General features: G+C 66.6%; 11 protein-coding genes. 9 read left to right on the top strand and 2 right to left on the bottom strand.

The window, feature by feature from the left end; translation table 11 throughout:
* Positions 1–9 precede the first annotated feature (9 nt).
* A complete protein-coding gene (locus tag LJ760_RS13300) occupies positions 10–486 on the top strand; it encodes a DUF4233 domain-containing protein (RefSeq protein WP_227921061.1) in 477 nt (158 codons plus the stop codon).
* A 39-nt stretch (positions 487–525) separates the two neighbouring features.
* A complete protein-coding gene (ndk, locus tag LJ760_RS13305) occupies positions 526–942 on the top strand; it encodes a nucleoside-diphosphate kinase (protein WP_227921063.1) in 417 nt (138 codons plus the stop codon).
* A gap of 70 nt (positions 943–1,012) precedes the next feature.
* Here ndk and LJ760_RS13310 read toward each other — a convergent pair whose 3' ends face one another.
* Positions 1,013–2,113, bottom strand: a complete 1,101-nt coding sequence (locus LJ760_RS13310; protein ID WP_227921067.1) for an SDR family oxidoreductase — start codon at positions 2,111–2,113, stop codon at positions 1,013–1,015.
* A 125-nt stretch (positions 2,114–2,238) separates the two neighbouring features.
* Here LJ760_RS13310 and LJ760_RS13315 point away from each other — a divergent pair, with 125 nt between their 5' ends.
* Positions 2,239–2,877, top strand: a complete 639-nt coding sequence (locus LJ760_RS13315) for a CG0192-related protein (RefSeq protein WP_227921069.1) — start codon at positions 2,239–2,241, stop codon at positions 2,875–2,877.
* A 34-nt stretch (positions 2,878–2,911) separates the two neighbouring features.
* Here the strand turns inward: LJ760_RS13315 and LJ760_RS13320 are convergent, their stop codons facing one another.
* Entirely contained in the window at positions 2,912–3,565 is a 654-nt protein-coding gene (locus LJ760_RS13320; protein WP_442860644.1) for a vitamin K epoxide reductase family protein, read from the bottom strand.
* A 441-nt stretch (positions 3,566–4,006) separates the two neighbouring features.
* Between LJ760_RS13320 and LJ760_RS13325 the strand changes: the two genes are divergently transcribed.
* The 6 genes from LJ760_RS13325 to LJ760_RS13350 all read left to right on the top strand — a co-directional run bounded on the left by LJ760_RS13325 (position 4,007) and on the right by LJ760_RS13350 (position 12,608).
* Entirely contained in the window at positions 4,007–7,309 is a 3,303-nt protein-coding gene (locus tag LJ760_RS13325) for an Rne/Rng family ribonuclease (RefSeq protein ID WP_227921072.1), read from the top strand.
* 374 nt (positions 7,310–7,683) lie between these two features.
* Positions 7,684–7,995: a 50S ribosomal protein L21 gene (gene rplU, locus LJ760_RS13330; protein ID WP_146361875.1), complete on the top strand. Its 312-nt coding sequence runs from the start codon at positions 7,684–7,686 to the stop codon at positions 7,993–7,995.
* A gap of 84 nt (positions 7,996–8,079) precedes the next feature.
* A complete protein-coding gene (gene rpmA, locus LJ760_RS13335; RefSeq protein WP_104053918.1) occupies positions 8,080–8,343 on the top strand; it encodes a 50S ribosomal protein L27 in 264 nt (87 codons plus the stop codon).
* A 107-nt stretch (positions 8,344–8,450) separates the two neighbouring features.
* Positions 8,451–10,034 carry a GTPase ObgE gene (gene obgE / locus LJ760_RS13340; RefSeq protein ID WP_227921074.1) on the top strand — a complete coding sequence of 528 codons (1,584 nt, stop codon included), beginning with the start codon at positions 8,451–8,453 and terminating at the stop codon, positions 10,032–10,034.
* A 52-nt stretch (positions 10,035–10,086) separates the two neighbouring features.
* Positions 10,087–11,301 carry a glutamate 5-kinase gene (gene proB / locus LJ760_RS13345; RefSeq protein WP_227921078.1) on the top strand — a complete coding sequence of 405 codons (1,215 nt, stop codon included), beginning with the start codon at positions 10,087–10,089 and terminating at the stop codon, positions 11,299–11,301.
* Positions 11,298–12,608, top strand: coding sequence for a glutamate-5-semialdehyde dehydrogenase (locus LJ760_RS13350; protein ID WP_227921080.1), 1,311 nt, complete (start codon positions 11,298–11,300; stop codon positions 12,606–12,608). The genes proB and LJ760_RS13350 overlap by 4 nt, the downstream gene beginning before the upstream one ends.
* Positions 12,609–12,658: the final 50 nt, after the last annotated feature.

A 12,658-nucleotide genomic window follows, 5' to 3' on the forward strand; every position in this document is an offset into this window, starting at 1 on the left:
TTCGCAGCTATGGCTAAACTGACCAAAGCGCAGCGCGAATGGCGTCCGGGAATGCCCAAGAAGCGCCGCTCCGTCAAGGTAATGTTCGCTTCGACGGTGCTGACACTGGAAGCATTCGTGGTCCTGTTCGGGACGCTGGCCGTCTTCGGGCTGCACCGGGACAGCATCTCCCCGCCGCTGCTGCTCAGCGGCGGACTGCTGCTGGCGGCGGCGCTGATCGGAACGTGCGCGCTGCTCTCCAAACCTGCGGGTCCGCTGATCGGGTGGATCCTGCAGCTGGTGATCATTGCCAGCGGTTTCCTGGAACCCATGATGTTCCTCGTCGGCGTGCTCTTCGCCCTGACCTGGTGGTACGGCCTCAAAGCGGGAATGCGCCTGGACCGGGAAAACCGCGAACGGGACCGGATGCAGGCCGAATGGGAGAAAGCCCATCCCGAAGAAGGCAATGCGGCAGCCGGCCCCGAAACCGCCGCCGGCACCGACTAGGCTTAGATCCGATATCCGATCGTTCCAAGGAGATACACCGTGAGCACCGAGCGCACACTTGTCCTGATCAAGCCCGACGGCGTCGAGCGCCGGCTCACCGGAGCCATCCTGGCCAGGATCGAAGCCAAGGGTTACACCGTGGCCGAGCTGAAGAAGACCGAAGCCACCCGCGGCATCCTCGAAGAGCACTACGCCGAGCACCAGGGCAAGCCGTTCTACGAGCCGCTGGTCGAGTTCATGCTCAGCGGCCCGATTGTTGCGGTGGTCCTTGAAGGACAGCGTGTGATTGAAGGCTTCCGGTCCCTGGCCGGCACCACCGATCCCACCACGGCGGCACCGGGCACCATCCGCGGCGACTTCGGCCGCGACTGGGGTTCCGCCGTCCAGCAGAACCTGGTCCACGGCTCCGATTCGCCTGAATCGGCCGCCCGCGAAATCGGCATCTGGTTCAACTAGCACCGGACCGGACGGACACACGAAGGGCCGGCACCAGTGATGGTGCCGGCCCTTCGTGTGCAACGGGAGGTTACGGAATCAGGTTTTCGGCCCGAAGCCGCACAAAGAGCGCCTTGAAGGCATCCTCCGTGCGACGGTAGCCCGTGAAACCGGCGACCCGGCTCTTGCTCATATCCGTGAGTACCTCGACCTTCCGACCGAGGTCGGCATCGGTGTGCCACCAGGAGGCCAGGCGTCCCAGATCAGGCTCGGCCAGGCCGTGAGCGGCGGCAATCTTGGCCCAGGCTTCGGACATGCCGGCCATTTGCTCCTCCAGCGGGCGCGGCTCCGATTCAAAACCGACCGGCTCCACGCCGAACTCGGCGGCCAGCCGAGGCCACAGGGACCGCCAGCGGAAAACGTCGCCGTTGACCACGTTGAAGGCTTCATTGGCGGTGTGCTCATCCGTCGCAGCCCAGAGCATGTGCTCGGCAAGCAGGCCGGCGTCGGTCATGTCGGTGACCGAATTCCACTGGGTTTCGGAGCCGGGGAAAATAAACGGCATCCCCAGCTCGCGGCACAGTGTCGCCTGCACGGCAAGGGTCTGGCCCATGTTCATGGCGTTTCCGACGGCGAAGCCGATCACGGTGTGGGCACGGTGGACCGACCAGGCGAAGTTCTGCCGCTCGGCCGCTGCCATCAGTTCGTCTTCCTGCGCATAGTAGAAGTTCTCCACCGGCAGGCGCGGTTCGTCTTCGGAGAACGGAGTGTCCGGCATGGGACCCTCGCCGTACGCCTCGAACGGCCCCATGTAATGCTTGAGCCCCGTCATCAGGGCCACATGCTCCAGGGGAGCGTCCGCCAGAGCGGTGAGCAGGTTCCGGACCATGGCCGAATTGACGGCAATGTTCTCCGCCTCCGTCTCCTGCCGGGACCAGGACGTAAAGAAGACATGCGTGGGGCGGGCGCCTTCCAGCGCCTTTGCCAGGCTGTCGGGGGAACCGAGGTCCGCTGCAACCGGAACGACGCCGGGACGCGCCGGGTCGGGGTTTCCGGCCTTCCGCGACAGGGCCAGGACGGTCCAGCCCTCGTTCGAGAGCAGGTCCACCAGGGCCGCTCCGGCAATTCCGGTGGCGCCGGCAACGAGTGCGGTGCGCGGAGTTTCCGGGCGGGCGGGCGTGGTTCTGAGCATGGTTCTCCTCATGGATCGAAATGCGGTGTGCGGGGCAATCTTCCGCACGCCTTCCTCTGGGCCAACGGGGAACCGGCGGGGGAAATTCCTCACGGGTTCCGGAGAAAGTCGCCTAGGCTGTGGCCATGGCACTTATATACGACGCCGAGCTGCGTCCCGGCAAAATGGAATTGATCTCCGGCTGGTTGCCGGGCACCTGGTGGTTTCCCTCCACGGAACCGGTGACCGCTCGGAAGGTGGCTTCCTTCCGGTTCGATGACCCCGAGGGCGAGGTGGGAATCGAAACCCATATCGTGGCAGCCGGTTCGCTGCTGGTGCAGGTGCCCCTGACCTACCGCGGCGCGCCGCTGGCCGGCGCGGAGGAATTCCTGATCAACGAAATGGAACATTCGGTGCTCGGACGGCGCTGGGTCTACGACGCCCTCGGCGATCCGGTCTACGCCCGGGCCCTGGAAGCGGCCCTCCTTGCCCGGCAGCCGCAGGCAGCCCAGTACCTGGATAACGACGGCGGACGCGAGCTGTTGTCGGAAACCATGCAGGTCCGCAGCACGGGGATGCCCGACGGCGCCGGGCTGGTTGATGCGCCCGCTTCCGATCCGGAGGGCTGGGCAACCTCCGTCCTGACCGAGGGCGGCTGGGAGTTCTCCGTAGTGCGCTTGCTGGACCTGGACGGACGCACGGCGCCGGACCCCTCACTGACGGCCACCTGGGAGGGCCAGGAAATACCGGTGGTGCTCGCCTGGGGGCTTCCGCTGGAACGGTAGTTCCCGCCCGGGCCGCTGAAACTCCGGGGAAGGGCTAGCTGCCCAGGAAAGAGTTCAGGAACCGGAAGAAGATGGATGCCGCCGTCGCGACCCAGAGCAGAACGACGATCGGCCACGCCCAGTCGGTCAGGAAGCGGACCAGGCCGGCCGGCGCCGGAATGGTGCCGGCCGTCAGGTTGCGGATGGTCGTGAAGACGAACAGCGGAATCATGGCAGCCCACACCACGATGCAGTAGATGCACAGTACGTAAATATCGAACAGTGCCTGGCTCCACAGCCAGACCACGAACACCATGCCGAGGGTGACGCCGATCTGCAGTCCGATCCAGTACCAGCGGGCGAACCGGGCACCCGCCAGCAGGCCCATGGCAGTGGTGATAACGACGGCGAAGGCCACGATGCCGATCAGCGGGTTGGGGAAGCCGAAGATGGCCGCCTGCCAGGTCTGGAACACCGTTCCGCAGGAGACCCACGGGCTGATGTCGCAGCTGGTGATGTAGTCGGCGTCCGCGTACACGTGGAGGCGTTCAATCACCAGGATGCCGGACGCGACCCAACCGACTACCGAGGTGACCAGGAGCGTCCAGGCAAAGGACCGGCGTTCCGGACGGACGGCAGCTGCCTGGTCCCGGGGATCGGCTTCGTCCGGGGTGGCGCCGGATGATGGACGGGCTGCGCTGGAGGGCACGGAAGCTCCTTACGGAGTAGCTGTCGGAAGTAACTATCTGCGTCGAGTCTATGCGCAGGGACGGGCCAAAAAGGCGGCCGTATGCGATAATGAAGCTTGGCTGACAACGGAACCACATTCCGTCGCCGGTCCAGCGACAGGCTTCCGGTTCTGCCGGTGACGCTTCCCGTGTAGTTGACCCATCAATCCGGATGGGAACCAGGGAATCCGCCGGCCAGACCTACCCAGAACAGCCGTAACGAAAATTATCCGTTCCGCAGGGGTAGCAGGAAAAGCGCCGCTGGTCTTCGAGTGATACCGCGCCCCACAGCTGGCACGACCTCGAATGACATCCAGACGACTTCCGGCTGGCGGGCAGGCTGCGATGCCACCGCACAGCCGACACATTGCCTTGGGGCATTGGAATGTGGCCAGTGCCGCAGGGCCGGAGCATAGGCCTACATGACTAATCAGAATAATGGAACCAATGAACTGCCTGTGGAAACCGCAGCGGCAGGGGATCTTCCCGTGCAGCCGGCCGAGCAGCAGGCACCCGTAAAAAAGGCCACCCGCAGCCGCCGCAAGTCCGTCCCCGCTGCGTCCCCCGCAGGACAGCCCGCGGCGGACGCCCCGCAGGCCGAAACCGTCGCGGCGGAAACCCAGCCGGAAACCCCCGCGCCCGCCGCTGAGAAGCCCAAGCGCACACGCACCCCCCGTAAGAAGGCAGCACCGGCTGCCGAAGCAGCCGCGCCGCGCGAGGAGAGCCCCGAGGCTGCTGCCACGGACTCGGTTTCCGCCGACGGAGCTGTGGAAACCGCTTCCGCTGAAGCAGCTCCCGCCAAGACAGTGCGTCGGCGCCGCACCCCGGCCAAGAAGCCTGCCGTTGATGCCGCTGCCGCGGAGAACGCTGCTGCCGACGAAGTGACGCTGGCTGCCGGTCCCGAGTCCACCAACACTGCCGAACCCGCTGCCGAAACGGCCGCCCCGGCACCGAAAATCCGGACGCGCCGCCGCGCCAGCACGCCGACCGGCCCGGCACGATCGGCTGAGTCGGCCGCGTCCGCTGCTGCGGAACCCGCCGAAACCCCCGCCGAGCCGGTGCTGCCCGCCGCGGCTGAAGCACCCGCCAAGGAAGAGTCCCCCGCCAAGAACCAGGAGCCGGCCAAGGCTGAAGCCGCAGGGCCCACCTCGGCACTGGATCCGTTCTCGGTACCGGAATCGCCCACGTCGGTGCTGTTCCACGCCCCGGACCTCACCGCCGTGCGTTCCGTGCCGGTGGCCAAGCCCGCCGAAGCCGAAGAAACGGACGAGCCGGAGGGCAGCGAAGATTCCGGCCGTTCCCGCCGCCGGTCCCGCCGCGGCCGCAGCCGCCAGGGCTCGGAATCAGGAAACGGGCAGGAAGCCGGTGCGGAAGAAGCATCGACCGGCCCCGAGGACTCCGAGTCCGACGGCGTAACCTCCCGCCGTCGTCGTCGGCGCCGCCGCGGGGACGCCGATCTGGAACTGACCGGGGGAGCGGACGATGATCCGCCCAACACCGTCACCCGGGTGCGTGCACCGCGCGCCCACGCCGAGGCTCCGGTCTCGGACCGCGTCACCAGCGTCAAGGGGTCAACCCGGCTGGAAGCCAAGAAGCAGCGCCGCCGCGAGTCCCGCGAGTCGGGCCGGCGCCGCCACGTAATCACCGAGGCTGAGTTCCTGGCCCGCCGCGAGTCCGTGGACCGCCAGATGATTGTCCGCCAGCGTGACGAGCGGATCCAGATCGGCGTGCTGGAAGACGGCGTCCTCGCCGAGCACTTTGTCTCCAACACCCAGCAGGACTCCCTGATCGGCAACGTCTACGTCGGCAAGGTCCAGAACGTGCTGCCCAGCATGGAGGCCGCCTTCGTGGACATTGGCCGCGGACGCAATGCCGTGCTGTACGCCGGAGAGGTCAACTGGGATGCCGCCGGCCTGGACGGCCAGCCGCGCCGTATTGAACTGGCGCTGAAGTCCGGCGACTCGGTCCTGGTGCAGGTCACCAAGGATCCGGTGGGCCACAAGGGTGCACGCCTGACCAGCCAGATTTCCCTGCCCGGCCGCTACCTCGTGTACGTCCCCGGCGGTTCGATGACCGGCATCTCACGCAAGCTGCCCGACGTCGAACGCAACCGGCTCAAGAAGATCCTCAAGGACCACCTGCCGGAAAACGCCGGCGTCATTGTGCGCACCGCCGCCGAAGGTGCCAGCGAGGAAGAGTTGATGAATGACATCAACCGCCTCCGCGCCCAGTGGGAGAACATCGAAGCCAAGTCCACGTCCACCAAGACGCTGCCGCCGGAACTCCTGTACGGCGAACCGGACCTGACCATCAAGGTGGTCCGCGACGTCTTCAACGAGGACTTCTCCAAGCTCGTGGTCTCCGGTGAAGAGGCCTGGGACACCATCGAGGCCTATGTCACGTACGTGGCCCCGGACCTGGTGGGACGCCTCGAGAAGTGGACCAAGGACGAGGACATCTTCTCGGCGCACCGCATCGACGAGCAGATCGCCAAGGCGCTGGACCGCAAGGTGTTCCTGCCTTCGGGCGGCTCCCTGGTGATTGACCGCACCGAAGCCATGACCGTGGTGGACGTCAACACGGGCAAGTTCACCGGCAGCGGCGGCAACCTGGAAGAGACCGTCACCAAGAACAACCTCGAAGCGGCCGAAGAAGTGGTCCGCCAGCTGCGTCTGCGCGACATCGGCGGCATCATCGTCATCGACTTCATCGACATGGTCCTTGAAGCCAACCGTGACCTGGTGCTGCGCCGTCTCGTGGAGTGCCTGGGCCGGGACCGTACCAAGCACCAGGTCGCCGAGGTTACCTCGCTGGGCCTGGTCCAGATGACCCGCAAGCGCATGGGCACCGGCCTGCTGGAAGTCTTCGGCGAGACGTGCGAGCACTGCGACGGCCGCGGCGTCGTCACGCAGGACGTACCCGTGGAGCACCGCCGCAGCACCAGCCACACGCCGGCCGCCAACGGCCACGCGGTTGCCGACGATAATCACCAGCAGCACCTCAAGCAGGAAAAGCAGTCCCGCGGGGACCGGAAGCGGAACCGCAGCCGCGGACAGAACGGCAATGTCCAGGTACCGGAAGAGCAGCCGCAGGCTGACGAGCCGGTGCAGGAAGATGCCGAGCGGCAGGCGAAGGCCGAAGCCGCCCGCGCAGCCTTGGCCAGCATTGCCGCTGCGACCGCCGCCGCACATGAGGTGGTTGACGCAGCCGCCAACGGCGACGCGGGATCCTCGACGCCGGCCGCGAAGGAGGCAGCCGATGACGAGTCCGACACCGAGCCGGGGGCCGTGCTGAACATCCAGGGGGAAACCGTAGTGGTTCCCCGCCGCCAGCGGCGCCGCCAGGTGAAGGAAGAACCCGTCCTGACCCTCGAAAGCCTGACCGAAGCCTTCAACGAGGTTGCCTCGGCCGTGTCCCAGCCCGTGCAGCCGGCCGCCGATGCGGAGCCTGCTGCGCAGGTGCAGGAGCCGAAGTCCACCCGGCAGGCCGCAGTGCAGGCATCCGCGCCGGAGGCACCGGCCCGTCCGGCACGCCGCCGCAGGGCGGCCAGCAGCCCGCAGGGTGCCGCCGAGGTCCTGGCACCGGCAGCAGGGGAATCCGCTTCCTCCACGCCGGCGCGGCATACGGTCACGGCTGCCGGCAAGCCGCCGGTTGCCCGGGAGGAAAAGACCGGTGCTGCGGCTCCGGTGATCCTTGGCGTAGGCGTACCGGCCTCCGAGCTGTAGCGTCCTCGTACCACTGCCTGCGGGCGGCCTGTCCCTTAGGGGCCGGGCCGCCCGCAGGCTTTTAAGCCCGTGCCATGGACCCGCCGGGGTGCCGATGCCCGGAACACCGGCATCATGGGATAAAGTAGAGATCGAGCAGTGGCACCGGTTCGGTGGCGCCCTTGGTCCGACTGCACCTGTACAGCTCTATGAGTACAGTGTGCAGGCACCGCATTTGCGGGTTATAGGACCATTAGCGTAGCCTTGAACTTCGGTGCGAACGCCTTCCAACCGTTTATCGGCTTAGGCGGAACTGCATGGCGCAAGGCAGGCCCAATCTGGTCCCAGCTAAATGCGCATCCAAGTATTAAACGTCGAGAGAAGTGAGTTCCCAAGTGGTGTACGCGATTGTCCGCGCTGGCGGCCGCCAAGAAAAGGTTTCCGTCGGAGACCTCGTAACCCTGGACCGCGTCCCCGGTGGAGCCGGTAGCACCTTTGAGCTGCCTGCCCTGCTTTTGGTTGATGGCGACAAGGTCACCTCTGCTGCACAGGACCTGGCCAAGGTTACCGTGACTGCAGAAATCGTCGAGAACTTCCGGGGTCCGAAGATTGTCATCCAGAAGTTCAAGAACAAGACCGGCTACAAGAAGCGTCAGGGCTACCGCTCCTCGCTGACCAAGGTCAAGGTTACGTCCATCAACTCCTGATTCTCCTGCCGGCCCCAGGGCCGGGAACGCGGGTGTGATCCCGCCTGAGGGTTTCAATATCAGTTAGCAAAGGCAGGCAAAGAAATGGCACATAAGAAAGGTGCGAGTTCCACTCGCAACGGTCGCGACTCCAACGCCCAGTACCTCGGCGTAAAGCGTTTCGGCGGCCAGGTTGTCAAGGCAGGCGAAATCATCGTTCGCCAGCGTGGCACCCACTTCCACCCGGGTGAGGGCGTTGGCCGCGGAGGCGACGACACCCTGTTCGCCCTGGAAGCAGGCGCAGTTGAATTCGGCAGCCGTCGTGGCCGCCGCGTCGTGAACATCGTGGCTGCTGCAGCCGCCGAGTAATCACCGGCATTTAGCTTTTCCGACGGGGCGGGCCTTGATGGCCCGCCCCGTCGTTTTTTAAGCCAAGTAGAATTGGCATGATCAAGAAGTTCCTTTGAAGGAGAACCATGGCCAGCTTTGTAGACCGCGTAGTGCTGCACGTTTCGGGCGGTACAGGCGGCCATGGTTGCGTGTCCGTCAAGCGTGAAAAGTTCAAGCCCCTGGGTGGGCCCGACGGCGGCAACGGCGGCGACGGCGGCGACGTCATCCTGCGCGTTGACTCGAATACCACCACCCTGCTGGACTACCACCACGCCCCGCACCGGCACGCCACCAACGGCGGCAACGGCATGGGCGACTGGCGCGCGGGCAAGACCGGCGAGACGCTGATCCTCCCCGTGCCGGACGGCACCGTCGTCAAGAACAAGGCCGGCGAGGTCCTGGCGGACCTGGTAGGCGAGGGCAGCGAGTACATCGCTGCCGCCGGCGGCCAGGGCGGCCTCGGCAACTCCTCGCTTTCCTCACAGAAGCGCAAGGCTCCCGGATTCGCGCTGCTGGGCGTGCCCGGCGAAGAGTCCGACATTGTCCTGGAGCTCAAGTCCATTGCCGATATTGCACTGGTCGGCTTCCCGTCGGCCGGCAAGTCCTCGCTGATTGCGGCCATCTCCGCTGCCCGGCCGAAGATCGCCGACTACCCCTTCACCACGCTGATCCCGAACCTGGGCGTTGTCCAGTCCGGCGACGTGCGCTTCACCGTCGCCGATGTTCCCGGCCTCATCGAGGGCGCTTCCGAGGGCAAGGGCCTGGGCCACAACTTCCTGCGCCACGTGGAACGCTGCGCCGCCCTGGTGCACGTGCTGGACTGTGCCGCACTGGAAACGGACCGCGACCCCATTGGGGACCTGGAAGTCATTGAGCGTGAGCTCGAGAAGTACGAAGTGGACATGAGCTACGCGGGCACCGACGGTGACGTCGTGCCGCTGAACCGCCGTCCCCGCCTTGTCGCACTGAACAAGGTGGACGTCCCTGACGGCCGCGACATGGCCGAATTCGTCCGGCCGGAGCTGGAGAAGCGCGGCTACCGCGTGTTCGAGGTTTCCGCGTCCAGCCATGAAGGCCTGCGTGAACTCGGGTTCGCCATGGCTGCCATCGTCAAGGAAGCCCGGGACGCCGTGGAGAAGGCTCCGCCGCGTATCCAGCCGCCGGTCCTGAAGCCGCGCGGCGTCAACTACAAGGGTGGCTTCCTGATCCGCCGCGAGGAGCGCAACCTCGAGCCGCTCTTCCGCGTCCTGGGTGAGAAGCCGGTTCGCTGGGTGCAGCAGACCGACTTCACCAATGACGAAGCCGTGGGCTACCTGGCGGACCGCCTGGCCAAGCTGGGTGTGGAGGAGAAACTGTTCAAGGAAGGCGCCAAGCCCGGTGACGCCGTGGTCATCGGCGAGGGCGACGGCGTCGTCTTCGACTGGGAGCCCACGATGATCGGCGGAGCGGAACTGCTTGCCGCTTCCCCGCGTGGCAGCGATATCCGCGTCGAAGACTTCTCCCGCCCGACCCGCGAGGAAAAGCGCGGCGACCACCAGAAGCGCAAGGAAGCCCGCGCCGCGGCCCGCGACGAGCTCGAAGCAGAGCGCAAGGCAGGCATCTGGACCGAGTCCGTGAACTACAAGCACTCCACCCGCCCTGCGGACGTCGAGGGTAACGAAGAGGCGTAACACCTTCATCTTCCCGGTAGGGACGGGGTGCAGCGCATAGGCTGGGCAGGTTATGAGTGAACACATCGAATTCGCCACACCTGCCCGCCGTGCGTTAACGTCCCGTTCCGGGCTGGCCCGGGCCCGCCGGGTGGTCGTCAAAGTGGGGTCCTCGTCCCTGACCTCCGTGGCGGGCGGGATCTCCGACTCTGCCCTGCGGTCCCTGGCCGATGTGCTTTCCGCCCGGCATGCGCAGGGCACCGAGATCATCCTGGTCTCATCCGGCGCTATCAGCGCCGGGTTGGCGCCGCTGGGACTCACCAAGCGTCCGGCACAGCTTTCCTCCCAGCAGGCTGCAGCCAGCGTGGGGCAGGGCCTGCTGATGGCGCGTTACACGCAGGCGTTCAGTGCGCACGGTGTCACGGTCAGCCAGGTGCTGCTCACCATTGAGGACCTGATGCGCCGCGCCCATCATGCCAACGCGCACCGGGCCATGGAACGGCTGCTGAACTTCGGCGTCCTGCCGATTGTGAATGAGAACGACGCCGTCGCCAGCCACGAGATCCGGTTCGGCGACAACGACCGGCTGGCCGCGCTTGTGGCGCACCTTGTGAAGGCCGACGCGCTCATCCTGCTCTCCGACGTCGACGCCCTCTACGACGGTCCGCCGTCCGAGGGCGCCCGCCGCATCCCCGAAGTCACCGGTCCCAAGGACCTGGCGGACGTGCGGATCGGCAGGGTGGGCAAGGCCGGCGTCGGTACGGGCGGCATGGCAACCAAGGTCGAAGCAGCCACCATTGCCGCGGAATCGGGCATCCCGGCACTGGTCACGTCCACGGCCAACGCGGCCGCCGCGCTGGCCGGCGAAGACGTGGGCACCTGGTTCACCACCCGCGGCCGGCGCCGGTCCATCCGCTTGCTGTGGCTCGCCCACCTCGCCCGCATTCAAGGCACACTGGTGCTCGACGACGGCGCCGCGAAGGCAGTGGGGGACCGGCACCGTTCGCTGCTGCCGGCAGGCATCACTGCTGTGAAGGGGCAATTCGAGCCCGGTGACGCCGTTGCCCTGGCCGATACCGCGGGCCGCGTGATTGCCCATGGCCTGACGAACTACGGTTCGGACGAGCTGCCCTCCATGCTTGGCCGCTCCACCCGGGAACTGTCCCGCGAGCTGGGGCGCGGATATGAACGCGCGGTGGTCCATGTAAACGACCTCGTTCTCCTGCACCCCAACGAAGCACCGGCACCCGGGCCGGAAGCCGGCACCGGACCTACACTGGGAGCATGACTTCCGTGAACACAACTGAGGCTGAGCTGGAACATGCCGGTACGGACAACGGCGTGGAAGCCCAGGTCCATGCCCTTGCCGACCGTTCCCGCACCGCCGCCCGGCGCCTGGCGCGGGCCAACCGCGCCTGGAAGGACCGCGCCCTGCGGCAGATCGCGCAGAACGTCAACGCCAAACACGCCGCCATCCTCGCGGCCAACGCCCGCGATGTGGCGGCCGGCCGGGACAACGGGACCTCTGCGGCCATGCTGGACCGGCTGTCGCTGACGCCGGCACGCATCACCGCGCTGGCCGCAGCGCTGGAGAACCTGGCCGGGCTGCCGGATCCGGTGGGTTCCGTCGCCCGCGGCCAGACGCTGCCCAACGGCCTGCGGCTGCGCCAGGTGCATGTTCCGATGGGCGTGGTGGCCGCGATCTACGAGGCCCGCCCCAACGTCACCCTCGATATTGCCGGACTGGCGCTGAAAAGCGGCAACGCCGTTCTCCTGCGCGGCGGCAGCGCCGCCGAGAACACCAACGCCGTCCTCGTGGAAATCATCCGTGACTCCCTCGAGGAAGCGGGCCTGCCCGCCGACGCCGTGCAGAGCGTTGACCAGTACGGCCGTGAAGGCGCCAACGTCCTGATGAAGGCCCGGGGCCGGGTGGACGTGCTGATTCCGCGCGGCGGCCGCTCCCTGATCCAGTCCGTCGTCACCAACGCCACTGTGCCCGTCATTGAGACGGGGGAGGGCAACGTCCACATCTACCTGGACCGGACGGCGCCGGTGGAGATGGCTGTGGACATCCTGCTCAACGCCAAGACGCAGCGCCCCAGCGTCTGCAATACAGTCGAGACCCTGCTCATCCACGAGGGTGCGCCGGCTGCCCGCGACGTCCTGGCGGCGCTGGCCGCCGCCGGCGTCCGCCTGCACGCCGACCCCCGCGCCATGGAACTGCTGCCCGCCGGAGTCAGCGCGGAAAAAGCCGACGACGGCGACTGGGGGCGTGAGTACATGGACCTGGACCTGGCCGTGGCGGTAGTGGACACGCTCGATGACGCGCTGGATCACATCCGGCGCTGGACCACCGGACACACTGAAGCGATTATCACCAATGACCTTGCCAATGCGGAGCGGTTCATTGCGGAGATCGATTCCGCGGCGGTGATTGTCAATGCCTCCACCAGGTTCACGGACGGGGGCGAACTCGGGCTGGGAGCCGAGGTGGGCATTTCCACGCAGAAAATGCATGCCCGCGGTCCCATGGGGCTCAGGGAACTGACCACTACGAAATGGATCATCCAGGGCGACGGGCAGATCCGCGACTAGTTCCGTCCAGCGGCCCGGCGACGGGTCCGGCTGCGATGTGCACTCCGTTA

The organism is Arthrobacter sp. zg-Y895, from assembly GCF_020731025.1.
Classification (GTDB): Bacteria; Actinomycetota; Actinomycetes; order Actinomycetales; family Micrococcaceae; genus Arthrobacter_B.

What these genes read in the sequence shown, in the direction of transcription:
- LJ760_RS13300 (WP_227921061.1), top strand. Translation starts at nt 10, where the DNA reads ATGGCTAAACTGACCAAAGCGCAGCGCGAATGGCGTCCGGGAATGCCC.
- LJ760_RS13310 (WP_227921067.1), bottom strand. Translation starts at nt 2,113, where the DNA reads ATGCTCAGAACCACGCCCGCCCGCCCGGAAACTCCGCGCACCGCACTC.
- LJ760_RS13315 (WP_227921069.1), top strand. Translation starts at nt 2,239, where the DNA reads ATGGCACTTATATACGACGCCGAGCTGCGTCCCGGCAAAATGGAATTG.
- LJ760_RS13325 (WP_227921072.1), top strand. Translation starts at nt 4,007, where the DNA reads ATGACTAATCAGAATAATGGAACCAATGAACTGCCTGTGGAAACCGCA.
- rpmA (WP_104053918.1), top strand. Translation starts at nt 8,080, where the DNA reads ATGGCACATAAGAAAGGTGCGAGTTCCACTCGCAACGGTCGCGACTCC.
- obgE (WP_227921074.1), top strand. Translation starts at nt 8,451, where the DNA reads ATGGCCAGCTTTGTAGACCGCGTAGTGCTGCACGTTTCGGGCGGTACA.
- proB (WP_227921078.1), top strand. Translation starts at nt 10,087, where the DNA reads ATGAGTGAACACATCGAATTCGCCACACCTGCCCGCCGTGCGTTAACG.
- LJ760_RS13350 (WP_227921080.1), top strand. Translation starts at nt 11,298, where the DNA reads ATGACTTCCGTGAACACAACTGAGGCTGAGCTGGAACATGCCGGTACG.